The sequence below is a fragment of the Ensifer adhaerens genome (assembly GCF_028993555.1).
In the GTDB taxonomy this organism is placed as follows: Bacteria; Pseudomonadota; Alphaproteobacteria; order Rhizobiales; family Rhizobiaceae; genus Ensifer; species Ensifer adhaerens_I.
On the sequence record NZ_CP118611.1, the window covers coordinates 1,139,556 to 1,165,143 of the forward strand.

Annotated in this window: 25 protein-coding genes; 11 read left to right on the forward strand and 14 right to left on the reverse strand. The window is 62.3% G+C overall.

The window, feature by feature from the left end:
* Positions 1-2: 2 nt before the first annotated feature.
* From PWG15_RS25385 to PWG15_RS25405, 5 genes are all read right to left on the reverse strand, one after another.
* Positions 3-569 carry a DUF2076 domain-containing protein gene (locus PWG15_RS25385; RefSeq protein ID WP_275026871.1) on the reverse strand — a complete coding sequence of 189 codons (567 nt, stop codon included), beginning with the start codon at positions 567-569 and terminating at the stop codon, positions 3-5.
* 20 nt (positions 570-589) lie between these two features.
* A complete protein-coding gene (locus PWG15_RS25390; protein WP_275026872.1) occupies positions 590-1,306 on the reverse strand; it encodes a Bax inhibitor-1/YccA family protein in 717 nt (238 codons plus the stop codon).
* Positions 1,307-1,316: 10 nt separating this feature from the next.
* Positions 1,317-2,078, reverse strand: coding sequence for an anti-sigma factor family protein (locus PWG15_RS25395; protein WP_275026874.1), 762 nt, complete (start codon positions 2,076-2,078; stop codon positions 1,317-1,319).
* Positions 2,071-2,601 (reverse strand): sigma-70 family RNA polymerase sigma factor, encoded by a 531-nt coding sequence (locus PWG15_RS25400; RefSeq protein ID WP_275026875.1) that lies wholly within the window; start codon positions 2,599-2,601, stop codon positions 2,071-2,073. The genes PWG15_RS25395 and PWG15_RS25400 overlap by 8 nt, the downstream gene beginning before the upstream one ends.
* A 298-nt stretch (positions 2,602-2,899) precedes the next feature.
* On the reverse strand, positions 2,900-3,922 hold the full coding sequence (locus PWG15_RS25405) for a LacI family DNA-binding transcriptional regulator (protein ID WP_275026876.1): 1,023 nt from the start codon (positions 3,920-3,922) through the stop codon (positions 2,900-2,902).
* 162 nt (positions 3,923-4,084) lie between these two features.
* Here PWG15_RS25405 and PWG15_RS25410 point away from each other — a divergent pair, with 162 nt between their 5' ends.
* From PWG15_RS25410 to PWG15_RS25425, 4 genes are all read left to right on the forward strand, one after another.
* A complete protein-coding gene (locus PWG15_RS25410) occupies positions 4,085-5,611 on the forward strand; it encodes a sugar ABC transporter ATP-binding protein (RefSeq protein ID WP_275026877.1) in 1,527 nt (508 codons plus the stop codon).
* Positions 5,612-5,687: 76 nt separating this feature from the next.
* Complete coding sequence (locus PWG15_RS25415; RefSeq protein WP_275026878.1) at positions 5,688-6,698, forward strand: ABC transporter permease; 1,011 nt, start codon at positions 5,688-5,690, stop codon at positions 6,696-6,698.
* A gap of 63 nt (positions 6,699-6,761) precedes the next feature.
* On the forward strand, positions 6,762-7,715 hold the full coding sequence (locus tag PWG15_RS25420) for a substrate-binding domain-containing protein (RefSeq protein ID WP_057249660.1): 954 nt from the start codon (positions 6,762-6,764) through the stop codon (positions 7,713-7,715).
* Between the two features lie 170 nt (positions 7,716-7,885).
* Complete coding sequence (locus tag PWG15_RS25425) at positions 7,886-8,938, forward strand: sugar phosphate isomerase/epimerase family protein (protein ID WP_275026879.1); 1,053 nt, start codon at positions 7,886-7,888, stop codon at positions 8,936-8,938.
* Between the two features lie 165 nt (positions 8,939-9,103).
* Here PWG15_RS25425 and PWG15_RS25430 read toward each other — a convergent pair whose 3' ends face one another.
* The 9 genes from PWG15_RS25430 to PWG15_RS25470 all read right to left on the reverse strand — a co-directional run bounded on the left by PWG15_RS25430 (position 9,104) and on the right by PWG15_RS25470 (position 17,224).
* Positions 9,104-10,048 (reverse strand): carbohydrate kinase family protein, encoded by a 945-nt coding sequence (locus PWG15_RS25430; RefSeq protein WP_275026880.1) that lies wholly within the window; start codon positions 10,046-10,048, stop codon positions 9,104-9,106.
* Entirely contained in the window at positions 10,045-10,563 is a 519-nt protein-coding gene (locus PWG15_RS25435) for an ureidoglycolate lyase (protein ID WP_275026881.1), read from the reverse strand. Before PWG15_RS25435 ends, PWG15_RS25430 begins: the two co-directional genes overlap by 4 nt.
* Complete coding sequence (locus tag PWG15_RS25440) at positions 10,560-11,300, reverse strand: BtpA/SgcQ family protein (RefSeq protein WP_275026882.1); 741 nt, start codon at positions 11,298-11,300, stop codon at positions 10,560-10,562. The genes PWG15_RS25435 and PWG15_RS25440 overlap by 4 nt, the downstream gene beginning before the upstream one ends.
* Positions 11,297-12,109, reverse strand: coding sequence for a GntR family transcriptional regulator (locus tag PWG15_RS25445; protein ID WP_275026883.1), 813 nt, complete (start codon positions 12,107-12,109; stop codon positions 11,297-11,299). Before PWG15_RS25445 ends, PWG15_RS25440 begins: the two co-directional genes overlap by 4 nt.
* Before the next feature lie 22 nt (positions 12,110-12,131).
* The gene (locus tag PWG15_RS25450) at positions 12,132-12,992 is read right to left on the reverse strand and encodes an ABC transporter substrate-binding protein (RefSeq protein WP_275026884.1); all 861 of its coding nucleotides are present in this window, start codon (positions 12,990-12,992) and stop codon (positions 12,132-12,134) included.
* Between the two features lie 32 nt (positions 12,993-13,024).
* A complete protein-coding gene (locus PWG15_RS25455; protein ID WP_342457068.1) occupies positions 13,025-13,789 on the reverse strand; it encodes an amino acid ABC transporter ATP-binding protein in 765 nt (254 codons plus the stop codon).
* Positions 13,786-14,712 carry an amino acid ABC transporter permease gene (locus PWG15_RS25460; protein WP_275026886.1) on the reverse strand — a complete coding sequence of 309 codons (927 nt, stop codon included), beginning with the start codon at positions 14,710-14,712 and terminating at the stop codon, positions 13,786-13,788. Before PWG15_RS25460 ends, PWG15_RS25455 begins: the two co-directional genes overlap by 4 nt.
* A 424-nt stretch (positions 14,713-15,136) precedes the next feature.
* Entirely contained in the window at positions 15,137-16,375 is a 1,239-nt protein-coding gene (locus PWG15_RS25465; RefSeq protein ID WP_275026887.1) for an NAD(P)/FAD-dependent oxidoreductase, read from the reverse strand.
* A gap of 24 nt (positions 16,376-16,399) precedes the next feature.
* Entirely contained in the window at positions 16,400-17,224 is an 825-nt protein-coding gene (locus PWG15_RS25470; RefSeq protein ID WP_275026888.1) for a M55 family metallopeptidase, read from the reverse strand.
* 112 nt (positions 17,225-17,336) lie between these two features.
* On the opposite strand from PWG15_RS25470, the gene PWG15_RS25475 reads away from it, so the two are divergent.
* The 7 genes from PWG15_RS25475 (at position 17,337) to PWG15_RS25505 (ending at position 25,346) form a co-directional block, all read left to right on the forward strand.
* Positions 17,337-18,794, forward strand: coding sequence for a M81 family metallopeptidase (locus PWG15_RS25475; RefSeq protein ID WP_275026889.1), 1,458 nt, complete (start codon positions 17,337-17,339; stop codon positions 18,792-18,794).
* Positions 18,795-18,986: 192 nt separating this feature from the next.
* Positions 18,987-19,619: a helix-turn-helix domain-containing protein gene (locus PWG15_RS25480; protein WP_275026890.1), complete on the forward strand. Its 633-nt coding sequence runs from the start codon at positions 18,987-18,989 to the stop codon at positions 19,617-19,619.
* Between the two features lie 92 nt (positions 19,620-19,711).
* Positions 19,712-21,283, forward strand: a complete 1,572-nt coding sequence (locus PWG15_RS25485) for an ABC transporter substrate-binding protein (RefSeq protein ID WP_275026891.1) — start codon at positions 19,712-19,714, stop codon at positions 21,281-21,283.
* Between the two features lie 133 nt (positions 21,284-21,416).
* Positions 21,417-22,430, forward strand: a complete 1,014-nt coding sequence (locus PWG15_RS25490; RefSeq protein ID WP_275026892.1) for an ABC transporter permease — start codon at positions 21,417-21,419, stop codon at positions 22,428-22,430.
* Positions 22,431-22,432: 2 nt separating this feature from the next.
* Positions 22,433-23,338, forward strand: coding sequence for a D,D-dipeptide ABC transporter permease (gene ddpC, locus PWG15_RS25495; RefSeq protein WP_425536816.1), 906 nt, complete (start codon positions 22,433-22,435; stop codon positions 23,336-23,338).
* Positions 23,338-24,357: an ABC transporter ATP-binding protein gene (locus tag PWG15_RS25500; protein WP_275026893.1), complete on the forward strand. Its 1,020-nt coding sequence runs from the start codon at positions 23,338-23,340 to the stop codon at positions 24,355-24,357. The genes ddpC and PWG15_RS25500 overlap by 1 nt, the downstream gene beginning before the upstream one ends.
* Positions 24,354-25,346: an ABC transporter ATP-binding protein gene (locus PWG15_RS25505; protein ID WP_275026894.1), complete on the forward strand. Its 993-nt coding sequence runs from the start codon at positions 24,354-24,356 to the stop codon at positions 25,344-25,346. The genes PWG15_RS25500 and PWG15_RS25505 overlap by 4 nt, the downstream gene beginning before the upstream one ends.
* Positions 25,347-25,588 lie beyond the last annotated feature (242 nt).

Here is a 25,588-nt window from a genome sequence, read left to right on the forward strand (position 1 = left end):
CGTCAAATGTCTTCGTCGCCGCCGAAATCCATGTCGTCCGCAGGTTCCTCCGGCTGCGGAGCCGGAGCGTTGGCCTCGGCGGCTTGCGCTTCGTTTCCCCCAAACATGCCCCCGATCGCATTGCCGAGCAGGACACCGCCGGCAACGCCCATTGCTGTCTGCGCGGCTCCGGCGAGGAAACCGCCGCCGGTCCGCTGTGCCATCGGCTGGCCGTAGGCCTGGTTCTGGTTGCCCCACGGCGAGCCGGGAGCGGTACCGCCATATCCGGGCTGTTGCGGCGCCGGGCGCTGAGGGGCGGCATTGCTGCCGAACATCGAGGAGAAGAAACCGCCGCGCTGTTGGCTTTGCGCGGACTGCGCCTCCAGTTCCTCGATGCGGCGTTGGGCCGCCTCCAGCGCCTGCTCTTGCACGACGATCGTCTGTGCCATGTAATAGGGGGCACCCGGCTGCTGGCCGATCCGCTCCTGGATGAAGCGATCGGATTGAGCGTCACGCGGGCCGGATTGGCGCTCGACATGGGCAAGCTTGGAGAACAGGCCGTCAATGGCCTGCTGGTCGCTGCGATCCATGAGATGTCTTCCTGCGGGTGTTACTCTTCACGCTGGCCGGTGAAAGTCAGCAGCAGCTGGAAGATGTTGACGAAGTTCAGATAGAGCGACAACGCGCCGAAGACGGCGAGCTTCTGCTGGGATTCCTGGTCGAAGTTGTCGGCATACTGTTCCTTGATGTTCTGCGTGTCCCAGGCAGTCAGGCCGACGAAGACGACGATACCGATCACCGAGACGGCAAACTGAAGGGCGCTCGAACCAAGGAAGATGTTGACGATCGAGGCGATCATTACGCCGATCAGGCCCATGATCAGGAACGAGCCGAATTTCGCCAGGTCGCGCTTAGTTACATAGCCGTAGAGGCTCGTCGCACCGAACATGGTGGCGGCGATGAAGAAGGTGCGGGCGATGCTGGCTCCGGTGAAGACAAGGAAGACGGAGGCGAGCGACAGTCCCATGACCGCGCAGAAGGCCCAGAATGTCATCTGTGCCGAGGATGCCGACATCGTATGCATCTTGAAGGAAAAGAAGAAGACGAAGGCGAGCGGCGCCAGCATCACCACCCACTTCAGCGGCGTGGAAAAGATCGGCACGTAAAGCGCCGGTGTGGTGCCGACGATGAAGGCCACAAGGCCTGTCACAACGAGGCCGAGGCCCATGTAGTTGTAGACGCGCAGCATGTGCTGGCGAAGGCCCTCGTCAAGGGCCGCGGCAGAGGCCTGGCTCATGCCGCCGAAGCGGTTCTGGTTCGAATACATGATTGTTTCCTCAGTAAAGTGAGTTCTTGAGAAGCTCGGCCTCATCGCTGAGGCCGACGCCCGGCGTGCTTGAAACGACGGCATAGGCAACCTCGCCAACCTGCCACCAGGCAGCCTCGGCATTGGAAAGGTTGAGGTCCTTCACAGGTTCCACCGCGAAGTGACCTGGCCTGCCGGCGAAGAGTGAAATGAGTGTGCCCGCATCGGTCTTGACGCTCGTCTCGACGCTTGGCCCGAAATCCGAGGGGAATACCTGGACGTCGACGACGTTCCAGTCCTTCGGAAGTTCCGGCATGACGATGGCGGTCGCCGCACGAATTTCGTCCCGGTCGTAGGTCTGAACTTCCGGCTGTGACGGCATACCCGCCCTGAGCAGCGAGGTCTGATGCGCACGGATAGCGTGCTCTACGAAAGCCGGCGGATGGGCCGACGCATTGACTTCGCTCGGACCGACGGACGAATGGGCAATCCACCCCACCGAAACCATCAAGCCGACCGCCGCCACCTTCTGCAGCGCGTTCCACACGCGGGCATTCGCCAGTCCCGACGAAAGGCGGCGCGCCGCCTCGCGCGTCTCGGGGCGTCCGGCAACGACATCCGACGTCATCGCCAGCTTGAGCGTGGTTCGCATTCCGAGATCGGCCATGACGCGAGCAGCCGCATCCGGGTTCCTGGCAAGCCAGGTCTCAACCCGCAACCGACCGGCCGCATCGAGCTGGTTGTCCACATAGGCGTCGAGATCGGTATCGATAATCGCGCCGACATCAGTCATTGTCGCCTCCGACAAGCCTCAGGTGGTTGGGCTTTTTCGTTCCGCTTTCGAAGTCTCTCAGGGTCGCTCTTGCGCGGGAGACGCGCGACATCAACGTCCCGACGGGAATGTCGAGTATGTCGGCGGCCTCTTGATACGAGAGGTCCTCGACGGCCACGAGATGCAAGGCCTCGCGCTGCTCCTGCGGCAGCAGCATGAACGCCTCGCGGACCTGAGCCAGCCGGACGCTGTGTTCCTGGTGGGCGGGATAAGAAGAACCCGCCTCCTGCGCCGCCTGATCGTCACGCTGGCCGCGAGAGATCGTGGATCGCAAGCGATCGATGTGGGTGTTGCGAACGATCGCGAAAAGCCAGTTTCTAAGGCTCGCTCCCGACCGGAATGTCGAGCGCCGCTCATAGGCCCGCACCAGCGCATCATGAACGAGATCCTCGGCGTCCGGCGAATTGCGCGCAAGCGAGCGGGCATAGCGCCTCAGCGCAGCCAGTTGCCCAATCACGTCAAAGGCGCCCTTTTTCGAATCCATACCCGCATATACGGAGCGGACGCAGCTTCTCATCCATCGCGACGAAAAAAAATCTGAAAAAACTGCGTGCCGAATTGGAACCCGGCTCCAGATGCGCCACCCGCCAGCGGATTCGGCCCGCCGAAACCCCTGAGTGGTGTCGGCTTTCACGCGTCGCGCCTCAGACGCGATATCGGGCCGCCGAGCAAAGCCGCGATGAGCCGATCGCAATTTCTCGTCCTGTCGAAAACCCGCAAGACGTGCGGTATCGCCGTATCTGTTTACGCAGACTGCGCGCCGGTAATCTTGTCTAAAGCGTTCACCGCCGCGTCGGCGGCGGCCCAACAGAGTTGCGGACCACCAGGTCGGGTCTCAGCAGGATCTCCGTTTCGGAGGGTGTGCGGTCCGAAAGCATCTCGAGGAGCAGCGCCATCGCGTGCTTGCCGATCGCGGTGCGCGGCTGACGGATCGTGGTCAGGGAAGGGGTCATAAAGCTGGCTTGCGGGACGTCATCGAAGCCGGTGACAGAAAACTGATCCGGTATCTCGTAGCCGCGCGCCTTCAAGCCAAGCGCGACGCCAAGGGCCGTCTGATCGTTGACACACATGAAGGCGGTCGGAAGGTCATCGCGCATGAAGAGCTGCTCCAGCGCCAGCCTGCCGCTTTCCACCGTTCCGTCGCCCTCGAGGACAAGACGGCGGTTCGGGGGAATGCCAGCCGCAGCCAGGCCCGCCTCGTAGCCTGACCGACGACGGCCATAGGCAAGCCGCGTATGGGAGTCCCCGATGAAGGCGATCCGCCGATGCCCTTCGGCAATGAGAAGATCGACTGCCTTGCGTGCGCCTTCGACGTCGTCGACGCCGACATAGGGAATGCCTCCGTTGAAGACGGGCTCGAACACACCGACGGTCGGCGGCAGGCGCGGCGTCACCTCCTGATGGCCGAGAGGAAGAATGCCCGTAAACAGGATCAGGCCGGCCGCCTGGTTCGAATTGAAGAATTTGAGATACTCCAACCCGCGTTGGGCATCGTTCTGGGTATGGCCGATCAGCACCCCATAGCCATGGGCACGCGCTTCGTTTTCCAGGCCAACCAGAATGCTGGAGAAGTTCGGATCGCCGATATCGGGCGCGACCACGAGGATCATGTTCGACCGACCAAGCCTCAGGCTGCGCGCCATCGCATTGGTAGTGTAGCCCGTCAAAGCAATGGCCTGGTTGACCTTCAGTCGCGTGGACTTGGCAACCTTCTCCGGCATGTGGATAGCCCGCGAAACCGTCGCGATCGACACCTCGGCGATCCGTGCGACGTCTTCGATGGTTGCGGGGGTGGAATCGGACACTCGGTTGGCCTCGGGCTTTGTTGCGAGACACTACACAGACTTGCCTGACGGTCAAACGCGCCAGCAGAAAAAATTGTCGAACAAGCATGATGTAAACCTTTACATCGCTCAGTGTAAAGGTTTACATCATTGAAAAAGCGGTGGAGGCCGCGGGGAGGGGAAATGACCACGGAGGTTGTCGACGGGGCTCCCGTCGTGCTGTCTGCGCGCCGCATCAGCAAGTCATTCAGCGGCGTTCAGGTGCTTTTCAGCGTCGATTTCGAGTTGCGCCAGGGCGAGATTCACGCACTGATGGGCGAGAACGGCGCCGGGAAATCCACGCTCGTCAAGATATTGTCGGGCTTCGAGCAGCCGACTTCGGGCGACATCCTGCTCGACGGAAAGTCGGTGAAGCTTCCGGCAAACGGGGCGGCCGAAGCGCTCGGCATCGTCATCATCCACCAGGAATTCAATCTCACCGAACATCTCACCGTCACCGAGAGCCTGTTTCTCGGCCGTGAGGTGACCCGGTTCGGGGTCCTCGACCGCAAGTTCATGCGCGCGGAAACCCGCCGCGTTCTCGATCTGCTCGGCTCTCATGTCGACGAGAACGCGATGATCGGCTCACTGTCGATCGCCGAAAAGCAGATGGTGGAGATTGCCAAGGCGATCAGCCGTGATGCGCGTGTCGTCTTCATGGACGAGCCGACCGCCGTGCTTTCCCGTGAGGAAACGAACTTCCTGTTCCGGTTGGTGCGCAAGCTGCGTGACAAGGGAACGAGCTTCGTCTTCGTGTCGCACAAGCTCGACGAGGTCATGGAACTTACCGATCGCGTGACGGTTTTGCGCGACGGCCAATGGATCAAGACGTCGCCGACCTCCATCCTCGACGGCGAGGCGATCGCCCAGTTGATGGTCGGCCGGGAGCTTTCAAGCCTCTATCCCGCCAAAACCGAACCCGACGTCGACGAAGAAATCGTGCTACGCGTCAGTTCAGTCTCTACGGGCTACGTGCGGGATGCAAGCTTCGAGGTCCGTCGCGGCGAAATCCTCGGCTTTTCCGGGATGATCGGTTCCGGCCGAACGGAATTAATGGAGGCGATCGTCGGGTTGCGCGCGCGTTTGGCCGGTGAGGTCCACGTTCGTGGCCAGCCGGTGGCATCCGGTGACGTGCATGCGGTCAACAATGCCGGCCTCGCCTACATGACCAAGGATCGCAAGGCAAAGGGCCTGCTGCTCAATGCCGGCATGATGGCGAACCTGACACTGCAATCGCTCGATCGGCACACCCGACTTGGTTACCTCGATCCCGGAAGTGAAGAAGCTGCACTCGTCAAGGCGCGCCGCCGGTTTGATATTCGCGTGAGGGATGACAGTGTCGTCGCCGGGCGCATGTCGGGCGGCAACCAGCAGAAACTGCTGCTTGCCAAGGTCATGGAGACCGATCCGAGCATCATCATCATCGACGAGCCCACGCGCGGCATCGACGTCGGCACCAAGCAGCAGATCTACCACTTCATCTCCGCGCTCGCCCGGGACGGGCGCTCGATCATCGTCGTTTCGTCGGAGATGCCCGAAGTCATCGGCCTGTGCAGTCGGGTGGTGGTCATGCGCGAGGGCCATATCGCCGGCATCCTTGAGGGTGACGAGATCTCCGAGCAGGAGATCATGCGCTACGCCGCAGGCTTGAAGAAGAAAACGGCGGCTTGAGGCAGGGCCGGCGCATCCTGTGCAGATGCCGAGAACAATAAGATTCCCGAGAGCTGGGACGGAGGTTCAATTGGACATGAGCGTAAACGAGGAAGGCAGCCAGGGCGCAATTCGCCGTCGCAGCTGGCGCGACATCGATCTGAGGGCCGTGGCGCCGTTCGTCGCGCTGGCGTTGCTGCTGCTGGTTGGCGCCCTGGTCAACCCCAACTTCATCAGCATCAACAACCTCGCCAACGTCGCCACCCGCAGCGCCTTCATCGCCATCATCGCGGTCGGCGCCACCTTCGTGATTTCGTCGGGCGATCTCGATCTGTCCGTCGGGGCCATGGTTGCCTTCATCGCCAGTCTGATGATCCTCTTCATGAACTCCGGGGTCATCGCAGATCCGGCGCTTATGCTCCTGGCTGCGATCCTGTTCACCATCGTTGCCGGCGCACTCTGTGGTCTCACCAATGGCCTCATCACCACAGTCGGCAAGATCGAGCCCTTCATCGCGACGCTGGGCACCATGGGCATCTATCGCGGCTTGACGACCTGGCTTTCGCAAGGCGGCGCGATCACGCTCAAGGAACCGGAACTCCAAGAGATCTATCGTCCCGCCTATTTCGGCACCATCTTCGGCGTGCCGGTTCCGATCGTCGTCATCCTTGCGGTGACTGCCGTGGCGGCCTTCATCCTCTATCGCACGCGCTACGGCCGGCACGTGGTCGCCGTCGGCTCCAATCGTGACGTCGCGCGCTACTCCGGCATCTCCGTCAACCGCGTCCGCACCGTCGCCTTCGTGATCCAGGGTCTGTGCGTGGCGGCGGCCGTTCTTCTCTACGTACCGCGCCTCGGCTCCACCTCGGCGACAACGGGTATTCTGTGGGAGCTGCAGGCGATCACCGCCGTGGTCGTCGGCGGCACGGCGCTCAAGGGCGGCGCGGGCCGTGTCTGGGGCACGATCTGTGGTGCGTTCATTCTCGAACTGGTCGGCAACATCATGCTGCTCTCCAACTTCATCAGCGAATACCTGATCGGCGCCATCCAGGGTGCGATCATCATCATTGCGATGCTCGTCCAGCGTTCGCTGGTGCGGAAATCGTGAGACGGCCGGGTCCACAGGTCTCCCGGCCTGCAACAGGCTGACCTGATATTTGGGAGGAACTTAATGCGTAATAAGCTATTCGGCCTGACCCTCGCGGCCATGACCGCCCTTGCTGGTGTGTCGCACGCGCAGGAAGAAAAGAAAGTGACGATCGGTGTCTCGATCCCGGCAGCCGACCATGGCTGGACGGCCGGCGTGGTTTTCCATGCCGAGCGCGTCGCCAAGATCCTGATGGAACGCAATCCGGGCCTCAACGTCATCGTCAAGACCTCTCCCGATCCGGCAAGTCAGGCCAACGCCGTGCAGGACCTTGAGACGCAGGGCATCGACGCGCTCGTCATCCTGCCGACCGATCCGGATCCGTTGGTCAACGCCATCAAGGAAGTGAAGGGCAAGGGGACCTTCGTCGCTCTCGTCGACCGTGCGCCGAGCGTCAACGACAACTCGGTCCGCGATCTCTACGTCGCCGGTAACAACCCGGCTCTCGGCCAGGTCGCGGGCGAATACATCAAGGCCACCACGCCGGAAGCCGAAGTCGTCGTCATCCGCGGCCTGCCGATCCCGATCGATCAACAACGCCAGGACGGTTTCGACAAGGGCATCGAAGGCTCGAAGGTCAAGGTTCTCGACCGCCAGTACGGCAACTGGAACCGTGACGATGCCTTTAAGGTCATGCAGGACTACCTGACCAAGTACCCGAAGATCGATGTGGTCTGGTGCCAGGACGACGATATGGCCGTCGGCGTGCTGCAGGCCATCGAGCAGGCCAAGCGCACCGACATTCAGTATGTCGTTGCCGGCGCCGGCTCGAAGGAAATGATCAAGAAGGTCATGGACGGCGACAAGATGATCCCGGTCGACGTGCTCTATCCGCCGGCGATGGTCGGTACGGCGCTCGAGATGACCGTGGCCAACTTCTACGGCCAGGTTCCGGTTCGTGGCGTCTACACGATCGACGCGACACTGGTGACCAAGGACAATGCCAAGGACTTCTACTTCCCGGATTCGCCGTTCTGATCCGGAAGTAAAGCCAAGGTGCGGCCCGCAACTGATGCGGGCCGCAATCAACGCCAGGTGCGTGCAGCCTGGCCCGGCCCACCCGGAAATCCTGGTTGTCCTGAGCCTCGGATGGCTCCGGCGAAGGCTTCCGATCGTCCGGAAAAGCATTCCAATGGAGGAGACGAGACATGAAGACGATCAAGGGGCCAGGGCTCTTTCTTGCGCAATTTGCCGGCGATGCGGCGCCGTTCAACTCCTGGGATGCGATCACCAAATGGGCGGCCGACTGCGGCTACAAGGGTGTGCAGGTTCCAAGCTGGGATGCACGGCTGATCGATCTCAGACAAGCCGCGACCTCCAAGACCTATTGCGATGAGTTTGCGGGTACTGCGCGCGACAACGGCGTCGAAGTGACCGAGCTTTCGACCCATCTGCAGGGCCAGCTGGTCGCCGTGCATCCGGCCTATGACGAAGCCTTCGATGGTTTCGCGGCACCCGAGGTGCGCGGCAATCCCAAGGCGCGGCAGGCCTGGGCGGTGGAGCAGGTGAAGCTGGCGCTGACCGCCTCGAAGAACCTCGGGCTGAACGCGATGGCGAGCTTCTCTGGCGCGCTTGCCTGGCCCTTCGTCTATCCCTGGCCGCAGCGGCCGGCCGGCCTTGTCGAGACCGCCTTTGACGAACTGGCGAAGCGCTGGAAGCCGATCCTCGATCATGCCGAGGAGAACGGCGTCGACATCTGCTACGAAATCCATCCGGGCGAAGACCTGCACGACGGCATCACCTACGAGATGTTCCTGGAGCGCACCGGCAACCATGCCCGCGCCTGCATGCTCTACGACCCCTCGCACTATGTGCTGCAGTGCCTCGACTATCTCGACAACATCGACATCTACAAGGATCGCATCCGGATGTTCCACGTCAAGGATGCCGAGTTCAATCCGACCGGGCGCCAGGGCGTCTATGGCGGCTACCAGGGCTGGGTCAACCGGGCCGGGCGCTTCCGGTCATTGGGTGATGGCCAGGTGGATTTCGGTGCGGTGTTCTCGAAGATGGCCGCCAATGATTTCTCCGGCTGGGCCGTGGTCGAGTGGGAATGCGCGCTGAAACATCCGGAAGATGGTGCGTGCGAGGGTGCCGACTTCGTCAAGCACCACATCATCCGCGTCACCGAAAAAGCCTTTGACGACTTTGCCGGTGGCGGCACCGACGAGGCGGCCAACCGGCGCATGCTGGGTATCTGACTGTCCTCGTCGGCGGCAAGTCGTACGAACGCGCTCTGCTCTTGATAGGCCGCCCGCGGTTAGGGGCGGTTGGCGACGAGACGTCCGGCCGTCCACTCAAATGGTGCGGGAACCCCACAGCGATAACCTTACACCCAAAGTGAGTTACTGCCGCGGTGCGTCGGTTCACCGAGACCTTGACCGACCCTCGTCCTTGAGCCAGCGGTGCATCTCTTCGGGGGTTGCCTTGCCGGCCCGTGGGCCGTGAATGGTGACGGAGCGGGAGGCGGCCGCGACGGAGAAGTCCAGTGCTTCTTCGATCGTATGGCCTTGCGACAGGCACCACGTCAACGTGCCGCCGAAGGTATCGCCGGCGCCGGTGACGTCAACGACGTCGACCGGGAACCCAGGTACGCGGAGGATCGTGTCGCCATTGCGGGCCTCGGCGCCCTCTGCGGCGAGGGTGCGCACGACCCAGTCGATCTCGTGCTGCTGCATCCAGTCGCCGATCATCATGATTTCGTCGTGGCCGAAAGCTGCACGGAAGCCGACCTGGTTGAAGATAACGACCGCAGCACCGGTCAGATACGGCATATCCTCCAGCGTGCAGCCGCCGACGTCGAGATCGAAGATCACGCGGCGGCCGTGCTGGCGCAGATCGGCAAGAAGGTTGGCCTGCTTGACGACGCCTTGATCCGTTCGCGCATGGAGACGACGGACACGGTATAGCGTGGTGTAGAGAAAGCCTGGTTGACGCAGCTCATCGAGAGCAGCAGGGGCAAGCCACATCGGCTGCTCGCCCATCTCGACCGTCAGAACGACATGTTCGCCGTCAACGAGGAAGATGAGATTGCGCGATTCCGGAATGGCGGGATCGATCAGCATGTGATCGACGCCGACGCCGTTTTCCTTCAAATCGGCAATCAATCGTTGCGACAGGGGACTGTCGTTGAGGAGCGAGATGAACTGTGTCTTGCCGCCGAGCCCCGCATGTACGACTGCGGCGTTCGCGATGGAACCGCCCGCTTCGGCTGGAAGCTCCTTGACCATCCCCTTGTCGGCCCGGCCCGGCCAGCGATCGGCGGTGTAATACTCGTCGAGCGCGACGTCGCCGATGAAGAAGCTTGTCATGCCACCGGTCCTTCGCTTTGAGCGGCTTGCACCCGCTTCGGACCACCGGCAACCGGAACCCAAGGGCTCTCGCCGAGGCCGCAAACGGCCATCCAGTAATAGGGTGTTGGACCGGAGACGCCCCGGCAGGCATCGTGCCAGACATTACGGTTCATCACCACGGCCTGTCCGGGCCCGACCACGAAGGCTTCGATATCATCACGATGCGGCGCGTCGGCATCCGAGGCCGGCGCGACCGCGAGAACAACGGGTTGGGCGAGACAGAAGATTGCCTCCTCGGTCAGCGGGTGCCGCTCCATCGCACTGCAATTCCAGGGCGCGCTTCCGCCACGGGTGACGCCGAGATGGCCGTGGCCATCGATCAACGGCGTTCTCGTGAAGCCATCGCGCCAGCCATCGCCGACGGTCCAGATCGCCTTGGGGTCGGCGTCGCCGGTCAGGTCGTAGAGCCTGCCGTACCGTGAAAAATTCTCGGCCGTCACTGGCCGAGCCAAAACAGTGTCAGCGGTGCTCACGCGTCGCTCCTGATTGCGCGCACGACACGCATCAGCCCGGCGACATGGGCTACTTCAACGCGGCCGGTGTCCTTGTGGTCGTGCTTGAACCAGCTGCCGACGACGGCGCCATCGGCCTTCGCCAACTGCTTGGCGGCATTGGCTTCGGTGAGGCCAGCGCCGATCAGAAGCGGCGTCGCACCGCCGGTTGCTGCGCGGAAGCGCGCGACCTTGTCCAGGTCGGTCGGCTGGCCGGTGGCGTCCGACGTGACGACCAGACCGTCGCAGCGCGATGCACCGATGCGGACATCTTCCGACTCCGGCCTACCGGACAGCACCGGCTGGTACTTGAAACGCACGCCACCGAGCAGCAACGCCGAAACGTCCTCCCGGCGCGCCGCGAGTTCGGTCGCAAAGGGTTCGTCCGCATCTAGCGGCAGGTGCCCGGCGACGGAATCCACCTGGATGAAGGAAACGGGATATTGTTTGGCGAGTGCAAAAGCGCGCGCATCGTCTCGCAGCACATTGACCCCGATGCGGGTGCCGAGATCAAACCCGAATAGCCGGTCCAACACCCGCTCGACGTCTTCGGCACCGCCGAAATAGTTCTCGACCACGACCCCGTCCACGCCTTCGCCGGCCATGATGCGGGCCTCTTCTTCGGCCTGGGCGAGCTTGGCCGCGGGGCCATCACCGGCGAGGTGCAGCATGCCGAGGATCGGTTTCTGTGTCGTGAAGGTCTCGCCGAAGCGGCTCATGTCTTGTTCTCCTGCGTCGCGCTAGTCGGCGCGGTCTCGCGCCCCCAGCGCGTTGCGAATTTCATCTGGACTGCCGGCGAGTAGACGATCGACGTGCGCTCGACCAACCGGTCGTCGGCGTCGAGTACGTCTCCGCTGGCGCAAAGATAGCCCGGCACCTCAGGTGCCGGGACAAAGACCTCCCGCAGGCGCTCGGAAGCCGGAACGACAGTCAGCAGCAGTTCCGAACGCAAGGGGTGGCGGTCATAGTCGCGGCGCAAGACCTCATAGAGCGATTGCGCCGCGAAATCGTAGCGCTCGATGCCCGGATAAAGGGAAAGATCGAGCTGCGATGTGTCGACGTTCAGCCAGGTCACAGTGTCGCCGTTGGCAAGCCCACGGGCGCGCACCAGGAGCAGCTCGCCGTTTTCCACCCGATGTTCGAGCACCCGGGTTACCGGGCGCTGTCCCTGTCTGCGGGCGAGTTCCGAGAAGCTGCCGAAGTTCCAGATGTTGTGGCTGATCGGGCGGTGCGACACGATCGTCCCGCGGCCGCGAACCTGCTGGACCAAACCCTCCGAAACCAGAAGCGCCATCGCGTTGCGCACGGTCGTTCGGGCAATGCCGAACTGGTCGCGCAACTGGTTCTCCGAGGGAATGGCTTCGCCTTCGGAGAAATCACCGCTCAGGATCGCGGCGCGCAGCGCCCGATAGAGCTGCCGGTAGAGCTGCTCACTCGAATAGAGATCGAGGCGCAGCCGGGACAGTCTGTCGTCCGGATTTCCGTTTGCTGCGATGGTGGAGGCGTCTGGCATGGAAGGATGGGTCAAGGCAGGCTCCGGCGCGGTTCTGTTACTTCGTGGCTCCGTTTATCTTGAACTCTTCGACACCAGCCTGTTTCAAGCCGTAGCGATCGAGGATCTGTGCATAAGTGCCGTCAGCCTTCATCGCATCGAGGGCACCCTTGACCGCGTCGCGCAGCTGCCCGTTCGCCTTGGCGAAGGCGATGCCGTAGTGATTGATCTCGCCGACCTCGCCGATCTGGTAGAACTTGTTCGGCTCCTGCTTCATCAGGTCGAGAAGTCCTTCAAGGCCGATCACTGAGGCCTGGGCGCGGCCCTGGCGGATCTGCATGATGTGTTCGGCCTGGGTCGGGATCTGGATGACGGTGATCAGCTTGTCGGCAGGGCAGATGGACTTGCCGAGGTTTTCTGCCCAGGTGACCCAGCTCGTTCCGGTCGCAACCGCCACGGTCTTGCCGCAGAGGTCGGCCTCGGTCTTGATCTCGCCCTGGTGATCGGCGGTCGTATAAAAGACGTTGCCGGTCTTGAAGTAGTCGATGAAGTCGAGCTGCGTCTGGCGCTCCACCTTGTCGGAGAAGGCGGTCATGATCAGATCGGAGCGGCCGGTGACGACCTGCGGGATCAATTGCGGGAACTCGACGTTCTGGAACTCCGCGGTCAAGCCGAGCCGCTCGGCGATCGCCTTGGCCAGATCGATGTCGAAGCCCTTCAGTTCGGTAGAACCGGCGTCGCTGTATTCCATTGGCGGATAGGCAAGGCTGATCGTCACGTTCAGCTTGCCGGTATCGCGCACGGCGTCCGGCAGAGCGGCCGCGAGCTTCTCGTCGGCGGCGTGCACAAGGCCACCGCCAGCAAGGCTGATAAAGGTGGCGGAGGCGAGCCCCAGAACCATTGGCAGCAGTTGTTTCATTTTCAGTTCTCCCTCTTTTTGAACTCTTGTCTTCAGCCCAGCACACGGCTGAGGAAACTCCGCACGCGCGCGTCGCCGGGGTTGCTCAGAACTTGCGCGGGTACGCCCATTTCGCGGATTTCGCCGTCGATCATCACCACAACACGGTCGGCGACCTCGCGGGCAAAGCCGATCTCATGTGTCACGACGATCATCGTCGTGCCGCCACGCGCGAGGCTGCGCATGACTTCCAGCACTTCGCCCACAAGCTCCGGGTCGAGCGCGCTGGTCGGCTCGTCGAAGAGCATGACGCGCGGCTCCATGGCGAGCGCGCGGGCAATCGCCACGCGCTGCTTCTGGCCGCCGGAAAGCTGCGACGGATAGCTCGACGCCTTGGCCGCCATGCCAACCTGCTCCAGCAGGCCCATGGCACTGGCCTCAGCCTCAGTGCGGCTCAGGCCGCGCACCACCATCGGCCCTTCGATGACATTGCCGAGTACGGTGCGGTGGGCAAAGAGATTGAAGTGCTGGAACACCATGCCGAGCTGGCTCTGCTGGGCGCGCAGCCGCTTGACCGGCAATTCCTGAAGCGCGCCGCGGTTGAGCTCGTAGCCCATGATCGCGCCATCGACCCAGACGTAACCGCCATTCGGCGTTTCCAGATGGTTGATGCAGCGCAGGAAGGTGCTCTTGCCGCTGCCGGAGGGTCCGAGAATGCACAGCACCTCGCCATAGGCAACTTCCAGATCGAGACCCTTCAGGACCTCGTGGCTGCCAAAACTCTTGCGGATACCGACCGCCTTGACTGCGAGGCTCATGCTGCACCTGTGGTGGCGGGACGACGCGCCCATCCTTTGAACCAGCGGCGCTCGCTGGTTGCGGTTACGGCATCGCGGCCGAAATGACGCTCGAGATAATATTGGCCGATGGAGAGAACCGTGGTCCCCGCCAGGTACCAGACGGCGCAGACGAACAGCAGTTCGATGACGGCGCCATTGATGAAGTAGATGCGCTGCGCCGCGTTCAGCATTTCGCCCATGGCAATGGTGGCGGCGAGCGAGGAAAACTTCAGCATGCCGATGGCGCTGTTACCAAGAACGGGAAGGATCAGGCGCAAAGTCTGCGGCAGGATGATGCGCCGCATGGTCTGTCCGGGCGTCATGCCAAGCGTGTGGGCCGCTTCCTTCTGGCCCTTGTCAACCGAAGAGATACCTCCGCGCACCACTTCCGTCAGGTAGGAGCCTTCGTTCACGCCGAGACCGAGAACGGCAGCGACGAAGGGCGTCACCACATCGACCATGCGGGCATCAATGAGGCCGGGGATATAGAGGCGCGGGAAAACCAGAGCGATGTTGAACCAGATGAGAAGCTGCAGCAGCACCGGCGTGCCGCGGAAAACCCAGACGTATAGCCATGCGGCAAAGCGCAGGATCGGGTTTTCCGAAAGCCGCATGATGCCGAAGGCGAAACCGAGCAGGACACCGAGCACCAGCGCGCAGGCCGAAATCAGAAGCGTCCAGCCGAAGCCGGTGATGATGACGCCGGCGGTCAGGAACTCGCCGACCACCGTCCACTGGATTTGCCCGACGGCAAAGGCACGTCCGATCACGGCCAACAGCAGGATGACGAGACCGCCGCTGATCCAGCGTCCGGGGTGGTTCAGCCGGCGAATGGCGACATCCGGACCGGGAAGATCCGTCAGCGACAGCGCGGGCGTTGGATTTGACTGAGACTGGTGCATGGCATCCAATTGTAGGGTTAGGCCTACAACTTGATAGTGACACGCCTAAACAGAGTCAAGCTGGCGATCGGCGAATATTTCCGCCTGTGCATATTCGTGTTGAACGCGCTGCAGGCTTGGACCGTGTGATTGAAAAGCGAGGTCGCCGGCGCGTAGACAGGCAAGGGGGTTCCAGCTTCGGAAGCCACAAGCGTCGCGACGAGCTGGCACCCTCCGGGACGTACCCGCACGAAGGCTGCGGCGGACGACGGTATATCGGATCGTCTCTTGAGCAGAAAATGCGTAAGGGTGCAGCGCCCTTTAGGTGTTGCCGGTGTTTGCCCACGAGCCGGACCGCTTCAGCGAGCAAAGCCTCGCTATTCGGCAGATGCTGCGCTTGCGCTGGGCCATCCAGCGTTCAAGCCGAATGGCCCAAGGGCACGACCTACGCCCAGCCTCGAGCGGATGGCGTCAGGGACAGGGCGAGCGGATTGCCATGTCTCCCCTCGATCTGTTCCGCCAGGAGGAACGCGGTCGTCGGACCCAATGTGAAGCCCTGGTGGCCGTGGCCAAAATGGAACCACAGGCCCTTATGACGCGTCGGACCGACGACAGGCAGCATGTCAGGCATGCAAGGGCGGGTGCCCGACCACGGCGCGGTTTCGACAGGCTCGCGCAGGCCAAAAAGTTCGCGCGCGGCATTGGCGGCGTGCCGTATCTGTCGCGATGCAGGCGCAGTGCCCGGCGGTGCCATATGCGCACCGGTCAATACCCGCCATCCCGCGTTCATCGGTGCAACCAGCGTGGCATTGTCGACATCCAACATCGGCACGCGCGGCCCGTCATGGCCTGCAAAATGCCTGTGGTAGCCGCGCTTGAACACCATGGGTATGCGATAACCGAAGGTCTTCGCGAGCGTCGGCGACCATGGCCCCAAGGCAACGACCGCGTTTTCGGCGCACACCACACCATCCTCGGACGATACGCGCCAGGCGGCGCCATCTTGCCGCAAGGTCATGGCGTCACCGCGGACCAACGTACCGCCGCGCGCGACGAAGAGTGCGGCGTAGCGCGCAACCAACTCTCCCGGATCACGGCAGGTCCAGGGTGAGGTCCAATGGACGGCACCGGCGAGCCGGCGCTGTAGCGCGGGCTCGCTTGCTGCGAGCTCGTCTGTCCCAAGCACGTCTGACGGCACACCGTAGACAGTCTTCAGCCGGTCCGCGGCGATGGCTGCCGCATCGAATGTCACGGGCGAACGATAGACCGCGCGCCAGCCCTGGCGGGCAATCAGGTCGCCAGCCCCGGCGGGTTCGATGAAGCGCGCGTGATCGTCGCTCGCACGCAACGCCAACTGCGAATAGGCGGCGATGGTTCTCGCGTAGGGCGCAGGCGCAGACTGAGCGAAATAGCGCCAGAGTGGCTCCGCCAGCCGCGGCATATCACGCAGCCTCCAGTCGACGTCGTTGCCGCGCTTCAGCGCAACCCTCGCGATGTCGATCACAGAGCGAGGGAAGGCGTAGGGTTCGACGGCTTCGGTCTGGATGATGCCGGCATTGCCGAAGCTGGTTTCCCGCCCCGGCGCCTTGCGATCCAAGAGCACTACATGGTGCCCGTTTTCCTGCAATGCGAGCGCGGTCGAGACGCCGACCATGCCGGCGCCGAGGACGATAGAGATAGTCATTGTTTGATTCCGCAGAAGGGCTCGTCAGAAGGTGAGGCGCGAGTTGTAGCCGACCACGAACTCGATGAAACGCGAGACGTCGACCATATCGTCGCCCTGGTAGCGGATCGTATAGCCGTCGGTGCGCTCGACGCCCTTGAGGTAGGAGAGATACTCGGCCGGCAGGCGATTTCGGAACACGATCTCCAGGACAGGGTTTTCCAGTTTGAACGGCTTGGCCGAACCCGCCCTGGACAAAGCCTTCTTGACGCCCTCGCGGATGCGGCGATGGGCGACGGCGGGTGTCAGCGTGATCGCCGACTGCGTGCTGTAGACCTGCTTCACCGGTACCGCAACGATGTCTCCGATGACCTGGTTTATCTCCTCCAACGCCACATTGTCGCCCGAGGCGAGCAGCACCGGCACGTCAAAATGCCCGGCGATGGCGGCGTTGATCCCGGCCTCCGGCATGACAGTGCCATTGATCCTCACTTCGGCAAAGGCTGAGCCGCCAATCGTGTGCGACAGCACACCGCCGATATGGCTTGCGCCGGCGTGATAGCCGAGAAGCATCGCGCCGACGAAGGAGCCGAGCTCGACGCCCTGCATCATCATCAGCGGGCGCGGCCAGCTGCGAACGATCTGCACATAATCGGGCAAGCGATCGATCAGGATGCTCTCGCCATTCCCGTGGGAATCGCTGAGGATGACCTCTCCCACACCCTCCTCATGCGCAGCCTCGCAGGCGTGAACCACGGTGTCCGTCATCCAGCGCCGGGCGTTCTCATATTCGAAACCTTCTGGCATCAGCTGGTCGCGGCTTACGACCCCGACGATCCCCTCGATATCTGCGGATATGTATAGGCGCATTCCTGCCTCCCCGGTCAGCCGCGCCATGGCGCGGATAATGCATTTGACTTTCCGACGATAAACATAGTTTTATGATTAGAAAATATCTTTCTTGAATGGCGAGAGGCAAAAAATGAAACTGTTCATCGCGGGGCTCGACACTGAGACCAATACCTTCTCGCCGATGCAAACCGGCATCGAGGCCTTCCGGGAAAATCTGATCGCCTACGGCGACGCCACCACCAAACCGCTCAACTGCTGCTCCTCGCAGATGTTCGTCTGGCGCAGCGCTGCGGAGGCAAAGGGCTGGGACGTCGTAGAAAGCCTCTGCGCCGTGGCCGAACCCGGCGGCAGAACCACGCGGGCGGTCTATGAAAGCTTTCGCGCCACCATCCTCGATGACCTCAGGGCGGCCATGCCGGTCGACGCCATCATGCTTGCCCTGCATGGCGCCTGCGTCGCCGATGGTTATGACGATGTCGAGGGGGATCTGCTTGAACATGTGCGTCAACTGGTAGGGCCAAATGTGCCGGTTGCCGCCGAACTCGATCTGCATTGCCATATCACCGACCGCATGCTTGCCAATGCGACCATGATCGCCACCTACAAGGAATATCCACACACGGATATCGAGGAGGTTGCCGCCCAATTGTTCCGATTGATGGAGCGAACCCTGGCTGGTGAGGTACGACCGACCATGGGCGTCCATGACTGCCGCATGATCAACACATTCCATCCGCACCGAGCGCCCTTGCGCGATATTGTCGACCGCATGAAAGCAATGGAGGGGCAAGATGATGTACTCTCGGTCTCCTTCGGCCACGGCTTTCCCTGGGGCGACGTCGAGGATGTCGGAGCCAAGATGCTCGTCGTGACCGACAATGCCCCGGAAAGGGCTGCTCGGATCGCCCGGTCCTTCGGCCGCGAGATATTCGATGCGCGCGAAGACATGCGGGGAGACTATCTCGGAATCGATGCCGCGCTGGATCGGGCCATCGCTGCGAAGAGCGGCCCGGTCGTACTGGCCGACGTCTCCGACAACGCGGGTGGTGGAGCGCCTGGAGACTCGACCTTCATCCTGCGCCGAATCATCGAACGCGGCATCGAGGACGTGGCCGCCTGCCTCTACTGGGACCCGATTGCGGTGCGCATGTGCCGCGAGGCGGGAGAGGGGGCCACACTGGCGCTGCGGATCGGCGGCAAAGTCGGGCCTGCTTCCGGCGATCCGCTCGATTTGACGGTGACGGTCAGGCGCGTCGCCTCTGGTATCACGCAGCGCTTCGGGCCGACCCCGCTCGGCATCGGCGATGCCGTCTGGGTCAGTGCCGGCAGCGTCGACATCGTGCTGAACACCGTGCGCACCCAAACCTTCCACCCGGAATGCATGACCGCGCTCGGCCTGGACCCGGCGAAAAAGAAGATCGTCGTGGTGAAATCCAGCAACCACTTCCGCGCGGGGTTTGCGCCTATCGCAGGCGACATTCTCTATGTCAGTGCGCCCGGTGCCTTGCAGCCCTCATTCGCCGAACTGGCGCTCACCAAGCTGAAGCGCCCCTATTGGCCCAGGGTCGCCGACCCATTCCAGGAGTAGGAGCGCGGTTCGATCGATGGCGGCCGCGGGCGCCGCTGCCGGGAGAACGGATTGCCTTCGAGGCAAATATTGATTTCGGCCTCGTATTATAGGAAATGGTTTTCCTATCATGCCAATCGGATTCTGCCGTTTTTCGGGCGCGCGGCCTGGCAGGCAAGCCAGATGGCTGCAGGCAAATTGGAGACGCCAACGATGACAGACGCGAAATCCAGCCTCGGTGATATCCTGAAGGATATTCGTAACCGCAATCGCTGGACGCTGGCAGAGGTGAGCTCCATGACCGGGCTTGCGGTGTCGACCCTCTCCAAGGTCGAGAACAATCAGATGCAGCTCACCTACGACCGGCTGATCCAGCTTGCTCAGGGACTTGAGGTCGACATCGTCGAGCTTTTCGGCACCCCCGCGGCCTCCGGCGAGACTCAGAATTTGCTGGGGCGTCGCACATACACCAGAACCGGCGATGGCCGGGCGATCATCACCCGGAACTACGACTATCTCTACCTTTGCACGGAGATTTCGAAGAAATCGATGGTTCCCATCTTCGCGGTGGTGCGCGCGCGCACGCTGGAGGAATTCGGGCCGCTTATTCGGCATCGAGGCGAGGAGTTCTTCTATGTTCTCGAAGGCGAGCTGGAACTGCACACCGAAATCTACGCACCGCTAAGGCTCAAGAAGGGCGATTCCGCCTATTTTGACGCCATGACTGGCCACGCTTACCTCAGTGTGAGCGACGAGCCAGCCCAGATCATCTGCGTTTGCTCTACCCCGGAAACAGAGCTGGTTTCCACACTTGAGAGCACGCAGACGATTAAACACAGGGATTAGCTCCTGTAAAAATAGCGTACGATAGGAAAAAATCTTGCGCTTCGGAAACTTCTTTCCTAGTCTGCTGCTGCGGTGAATGCCGGGAGGGCATCATGCGCCGCAGTTCTGGGGAGGACTACGAGATGAATGGTTCCAAGTGGAAATCGATTGGCGTTGCATTGCTTCTGGCGTCGACGCCTCTTTCCGGCGTGATGGCAGCGCAGGACGTGCTGGTGCTGGCGCGAGCGGAAGATCCGCCGACCGCAGATCCCGGCGTTGAAATCAGCAACAGCGGATACACGCTGATTTACGCTGCCTATGAGAGGCTCGTCGCCTACAAGGGCGCATCAACGGAGGTCGGGCCAGAACTGGCCGAAAGCTGGACCGCCGACGCGGCCGGTCTCGTCTGGACCTTCAAGCTCGCCAACGGCCACAAGTTCGACGACGGCACACCGGTCGATGCCGCAGCCGTCAAATTCAGCTTTGATCGACTGATTAAGCTGAAGGCCGGACCGTCCGACGCGTTCCCGGTGCTGAAAGAGGTGGAGGTCGTCGATCCGCAGACGGTGAGGTTCCACCTGACGGCGCCATTTGCGCCCTTCATCTCCACCCTTGCCGTCTCCGGCGCGGCCATCATCAATCCCAAGGTGATGGAACACGAGAAGGACGGCGATTTGGCAAAGGCCTGGCTTGCCGAGCACTCGGCGGGCAGCGGCCCATACCGCATCACCTCCTGGGAACGAAACCAGAGCATCGTGCTCGACCGAAACGAGCACTACGCAGGCAGCCAACCGGCGCTGAAGCAGGTCGTCATTCGCATCGTCGGCGACGTGTCGGCCCGCCGCCTTCAGCTGACAAACGGCGATGCCGACATCATCGAACAGATTCCGCTCGATCAGGCCGAGGCGCTGCAAAAGGATGCCTCCGTCGTGGTCGAGAGCAACCCCAGCATGTATGTGAACTACATATACATGAACAACCGCCAGCCGCCGCTCGACGACGCCAAGGTGCGCCAGGCGATTTCCTATGCGGTCGACTATCAAGGCATCATCGACGGCATCATGCTCGGCCAGGCCAAGCAGATGCGCGGCGCGGTGCCGAGCGGCATGTGGGGCCACGACCCGCAGGGATTCCAGTACACCTACGACATCGAGAAGGCGAAGGCGCTGCTCGCCGAAGCAGGCAAGAGCGACATTCATCTGACCTATACCTTCTCTCAGGCCGATCCGGCCTGGGAACCGGTTGGCCTTGCGCTGCAGGCCTCGCTCGCCGAAATCGGCATCAAGCTCGATCTTCAGGCGGTAGCCGACACGACGAAACGCGAACTGGTGGCCAACGGCAAGTTTGACATGTCGCCCGGCGCCTGGACGCCCGATTTTGCCGACCCCTACATGTTCATGAACTACTGGTTCGACGCCGAGAAAATGGGCGGTCCGGGCAACCGTTCGTTCTATCGCAACACTGAGGTGACCGCGCTCGTGAAAGAGGCGGGATCGATCGTCGACGAGGCGAAGCGCAAGGCCCTCTACGTCGAAGCGCAGAAGCTTTCGACGCAGGACGCGCCCTATCTCTACATTATGGAAAAGAACGACATCTTCGCCCGCCGCGCCGCGGTTAAGGGCTATGTCTACAACCCGATGCTGATCCAGGTCTACAACTTTGGGACGATGTCGAAGACGGAGTGAACTGCGCGGGTCGAACCGATCCTTGCAGCTCCCATCGACGAAACGCCTGCCGCGAGCCACAACGGCTTTGGCGGCAGGCTTTCCTCATTCCCAAAGCTAGGTCAGGGTTTCCCTGCCGAAAGGGCTGGCGTCCATGGCAATCACCCGCATCATTCTTCCTCGTCTGATCCTTCTGCTTTTCGTGGTGCTGGGGGTCGCCGTCATCACCTTCACGATCTCTCACCTCATCCCCGGCGATCCCGCGCGCATGATTGCGGGCGACCGGGCAAGCGCCGAAACGCTTGAGAACGTCAGGCGCAACCTGGGTCTGGATCGCCCGGTCGTCGAACAGTTCACCATCTATATCGGTAATCTCTTGCAGGGTGACCTGGGAACGTCCTTGCGGACCAACCGCCCGGTTGCAGCCGATATCCGCACCTTCCTGCCGGCGACACTGGAGCTCGGAACGGTCGCGCTGTTCATCGCGATCTGTGTTGGCGTGCCGCTTGGCGTGCTGTCGGCTGTCTACAAGGACGGTCCGATCGACCAGATCGCACGGACGGTTTCCGTCTGCGGGATATCGATGCCGGTGTTCTGGTTCGGCCTTATCCTGATCTACCTCTTCTACGCCAAGTTCCAGATCTTGCCCGGCAGCGGACGCCTGGCCATGGGCATCGTCGCACCCGAACGCATCACAGGGTTCCTGCTGATCGACTCGCTGCTGCAAGGTCGCTTCGATGCCTTTCGCAGCGCCGTCTACCACATCATCCTGCCGGGCTTCGTGCTGGCCTTCGCCAATATGGGTGTGATCACACGCCAGATCCGCGCCTCGATGCTGGATGTGTTGCAGGAGGACTATATCCGCACCGCGCGCGCCAGCGGCCTGCGTAAGGGCATGTTCATCTTCAACTATGCGCTCAGAAATGCACTGATCCCATCGATCACCCTGTTGGGACTGGCGCTCGGCGATCTTCTCTATGGCGCAGTGCTGACCGAGACGATCTTCGCCTGGCCAGGCATGGGCACCTACGTCGTAACCTCGATCCAGACGCTCGATTTTCCCGCCATCATGGGGTTCACGATCGTCGCATCCGTCGGCTATGTGCTGATCAACCTCCTGGTCGATCTCGCCTACATGCTCGCCGACCCGCAAATCAGGGAGGTCTGATCATGTCAGCCGTCATGCCGACAGAACCTGCTGCACGTGCAGCGATGCGCAGGACCAAGCCGATCTCCGAGCGGCTGCGCTATCTTTGGTACCTGAGCCGCCGCAGCCCACTGACCCTGGTTGGCGCTGCCATCATCCTGCTCGTTCTCATCATGATCATCGCCGCGCCGGTGATCGCACCGTACAATCCGGACAAGGTCTCGCTGACAGCACGCCTGTTACCGCCGAGCGCTGCGCATTGGTTTGGCACGGACGAGGTTGGCCGTGACCTGTTCTCCCGCGTGATCTTTGGAGCGAGGGCGTCCTGTGGTGCCGCTTTCATGATCGTCCTGATTTCAACGGCAGTCGGCGTGTTGATCGGGTGTTTTTCCGGCGTGGTTGGCGGGCGGGTCGACACCGCCATCATGCGGCTCATGGATGTCGTTCTCGCTCTGCCGGCACTGGTGCTGGCCATGGCGCTGGCCGCAGCACTTGGTCCGAGCCTCTTCAACTCCATGCTGGCCGTGGCGATCGTTCGTATTCCCGCCTATGTGCGCCTGGCTCGCGGTCAAACGCTTTCCTTGCGCGAGCAGGTCTTCGTGAAGGCGGCGCGCACCTTCGGCGCTTCGCCGATTTACATTCTCCGCTGGCATATCCTGCCGAACGCGATGTCGCCCATCATCGTACAGGCGACGCTCGATCTTGGCGGCGTCGTGCTGATCGCAGCCGCCCTCAGCTTCATTGGCCTCGGCGCCCAGCCGCCGACGTCCGAATGGGGCGCGCTGGTCAGCAGTGGCCGCAGCTACATGCTCGATCAGTGGTGGTACGCGACCTTCCCGGGGCTCGCCATTCTGATCACGGCGATGGGATGCAATCTCGTTGGTGACGGCATCCGCGACATGCTCGATCCGCGCTTGAGGGGCAGATGATGACTGGAACGGCAGAATTACGCGGCCAGGCGCTGGCCATCCAGAACCTGTCACTGGAGTTTCCAACCTTCAGCGGCGCGATCAAGGCACTCGACGATGTGTCGATCAGTGTCGGCAAGGCCGAGATCGTCGGGATTGTCGGCGAGTCCGGCTGCGGCAAGTCGGTGACGACCATGGCCGCGACCGGGCTGCTGCCCAGGGGACGCTACCGGATCACCGGCGGCTCGGTCAGGCTCTTTGGCCATAGCACCCTCGCCATGGATGACAGCCAACTGCAGGATGTGCGCGGCAAGGTGGTCTCGACCATCTTTCAAGAGCCGATGAACGCGCTGAACCCCACGATCCGTATCGGCAAGCAACTGACTGACGTCATCATGCGTCACGAGGAGACGAGCTTGGCGGATGCCAAGCGCATTGCGCGCGATATTCTCGCCGACATGCTCATCGGCGAGCCCGAGCGGGTCATGAAGCTCTACCCGTTCGAGCTTTCCGGCGGCATGCGGCAACGAGTGCTGATCGCCATGGCGTTCTCCTGCAATCCCGGCCTCATAATCGCCGACGAGCCGACGACGGCGCTCGATGTCACCGTGCAGGCTGTGATCCTGCGGCTGATCCAGAACCGCGCCCGCCGCACCGGGACGTCGGTCATCTTCATCTCGCACAATGTTGCCGTCGTATCGCAGCTCTGCGACCGGCTCTACGTGATGTATGCCGGACGGATCGTTGAGCATGGTGCGACCCGCACCGTCCTCGAGACGCCGCAGCACCCCTATACCCAGGCTCTGCTGCGCTGCCTGCCGGAGCGGGTAGCGCCAAAACAGGAGCTGGAAGCAATCCCGGGCGCGGTGCCGAATCTTCTGCACCCACCGGCGGGTTGCTACTTCCAGCCGCGATGCAAGGAATCGGTTGATCTCTGTCGATCCCAGTCTCCGCAATTGGCGGGGGCTGACAGCCAACAGGTGGCATGCTGGCGACGCGGTGTCGCGCCAGAAAAATCAGAGCAGGGGGGTCGGCAATGATCGCAGGCGTTGAAACGATGGCGCGGCCGGTTCTGGAGGTTTCCGATCTCCATGTCCGCTTCCCGGCGTCCCGCGACTGGCTCGGCCGGCCCACCTCGCATGTGCATGCCGTCAACGGCGTCACCCTTAGAGTCCGTGCAGGCAAAAGCCTTGGCATTGTCGGCGAGTCCGGCTGCGGCAAGAGCACGCTCGCCCAGGCGATCATCGGGCTTGCGCCTTACGAACAGGGCAGGGTGGCGATCGACGGTCAGGACTTTCAGGCGGCGCAGGGGAGAGAGAAGCGCCAATTGCGGCAGAAGATGCAGATCGTTTTCCAGGATCCGCAAGCCTCGCTCGATCGGCGTCTGCCGGTCTGGCGGCTCATCAGCGAGCCGCTGCACATCCGCGGCGGACACAGCAAGGCTGAGTTGCATGCGAAGGCAGAGCAACTGGCTGCCGCCGTCGGCCTTCGGCCGGAACATCTCGATCGCCTGCCGCACGAGTTTTCCGGCGGCCAGCGCCAGCGCATCGCAATTGCCCGCGCAATCAGCACGGATCCCGACCTCATGGTGCTCGACGAACCGACATCGGCGCTCGACGTGTCGGTTCAGGCGCAGATCATCAACCTGCTCTTGAAGTTGCAGCGGGAGCGGGGGCTGACCTATCTCTTGATTTCGCATGATGTCGCACTGGTGCGCCACTTCTGCGACGATGTTGCGGTGATGTATCTCGGCCAGATCGTTGAATCGGGCCCGGCCGACGAGGTGCTACGCCATCCTCGACACCCGTACACGCAAACGCTTCTGGCTGCGGCTCCGAGTTTCGCAAGTCCCTTGCCGACCATTGCCGAGGTGCGGACCGGTGAACTTCCAAACAACCGGAGACTGCCGACCGGTTGCTTCTACAAGGAACGCTGCGGCAAGGCTGCCGCCGGCTGCGAGGCGCCGCAGCTCCTCCAGCGCCTCGGCGAGGGCACGCGCTGCGCAAGGTGCCATCTGGCGCAGGGGTAGCACAGACGAGAGCTGCAGACGCGCTCCGCCGGCCGTGACTTGGGCGGCGGCGGAGCCGCTCAATGTCATTTGATGCGCTGTTCCGATATTTTAAGAAAGATAATTTTCTTATCGGAAAAATAATTTGATTGATGTTTCCGGCTGTGCATATTTGGAGCGGATAGCGCTGCACCGACCTGCCGCTTGCCGGAGACGACATTGACCTGACTCAACACCAGTTGGCGCCCTCCGACGACTGCCGC

Bases quoted from the DNA above. Each gene is read 5' to 3' on its own strand.
- PWG15_RS25500 (WP_275026893.1), top strand. From the start codon at position 23,338: ATGACTGGAACGGCAGAATTACGCGGCCAGGCGCTGGCCATCCAGAAC.
- PWG15_RS25415 (WP_275026878.1), top strand. From the start codon at position 5,688: ATGAGCGTAAACGAGGAAGGCAGCCAGGGCGCAATTCGCCGTCGCAGC.
- PWG15_RS25505 (WP_275026894.1), top strand. From the start codon at position 24,354: ATGATCGCAGGCGTTGAAACGATGGCGCGGCCGGTTCTGGAGGTTTCC.
- PWG15_RS25430 (WP_275026880.1), bottom strand. From the start codon at position 10,048: ATGACAAGCTTCTTCATCGGCGACGTCGCGCTCGACGAGTATTACACC.
- PWG15_RS25420 (WP_057249660.1), top strand. From the start codon at position 6,762: ATGCGTAATAAGCTATTCGGCCTGACCCTCGCGGCCATGACCGCCCTT.
- PWG15_RS25465 (WP_275026887.1), bottom strand. From the start codon at position 16,375: ATGACTATCTCTATCGTCCTCGGCGCCGGCATGGTCGGCGTCTCGACC.
- PWG15_RS25400 (WP_275026875.1), bottom strand. From the start codon at position 2,601: ATGGATTCGAAAAAGGGCGCCTTTGACGTGATTGGGCAACTGGCTGCG.
- PWG15_RS25390 (WP_275026872.1), bottom strand. From the start codon at position 1,306: ATGTATTCGAACCAGAACCGCTTCGGCGGCATGAGCCAGGCCTCTGCC.
- PWG15_RS25470 (WP_275026888.1), bottom strand. From the start codon at position 17,224: ATGCGCCTATACATATCCGCAGATATCGAGGGGATCGTCGGGGTCGTA.
- PWG15_RS25425 (WP_275026879.1), top strand. From the start codon at position 7,886: ATGAAGACGATCAAGGGGCCAGGGCTCTTTCTTGCGCAATTTGCCGGC.
- PWG15_RS25410 (WP_275026877.1), top strand. From the start codon at position 4,085: ATGACCACGGAGGTTGTCGACGGGGCTCCCGTCGTGCTGTCTGCGCGC.
- PWG15_RS25475 (WP_275026889.1), top strand. From the start codon at position 17,337: ATGAAACTGTTCATCGCGGGGCTCGACACTGAGACCAATACCTTCTCG.
- ddpC (WP_425536816.1), top strand. From the start codon at position 22,433: ATGTCAGCCGTCATGCCGACAGAACCTGCTGCACGTGCAGCGATGCGC.
- PWG15_RS25480 (WP_275026890.1), top strand. From the start codon at position 18,987: ATGACAGACGCGAAATCCAGCCTCGGTGATATCCTGAAGGATATTCGT.
- PWG15_RS25490 (WP_275026892.1), top strand. From the start codon at position 21,417: ATGGCAATCACCCGCATCATTCTTCCTCGTCTGATCCTTCTGCTTTTC.
- PWG15_RS25385 (WP_275026871.1), bottom strand. From the start codon at position 569: ATGGATCGCAGCGACCAGCAGGCCATTGACGGCCTGTTCTCCAAGCTT.
- PWG15_RS25440 (WP_275026882.1), bottom strand. From the start codon at position 11,300: ATGAGCCGCTTCGGCGAGACCTTCACGACACAGAAACCGATCCTCGGC.
- PWG15_RS25395 (WP_275026874.1), bottom strand. From the start codon at position 2,078: ATGACTGATGTCGGCGCGATTATCGATACCGATCTCGACGCCTATGTG.
- PWG15_RS25485 (WP_275026891.1), top strand. From the start codon at position 19,712: ATGCGCCGCAGTTCTGGGGAGGACTACGAGATGAATGGTTCCAAGTGG.
- PWG15_RS25450 (WP_275026884.1), bottom strand. From the start codon at position 12,992: ATGAAACAACTGCTGCCAATGGTTCTGGGGCTCGCCTCCGCCACCTTT.
- PWG15_RS25455 (WP_342457068.1), bottom strand. From the start codon at position 13,789: ATGAGCCTCGCAGTCAAGGCGGTCGGTATCCGCAAGAGTTTTGGCAGC.
- PWG15_RS25460 (WP_275026886.1), bottom strand. From the start codon at position 14,712: ATGCACCAGTCTCAGTCAAATCCAACGCCCGCGCTGTCGCTGACGGAT.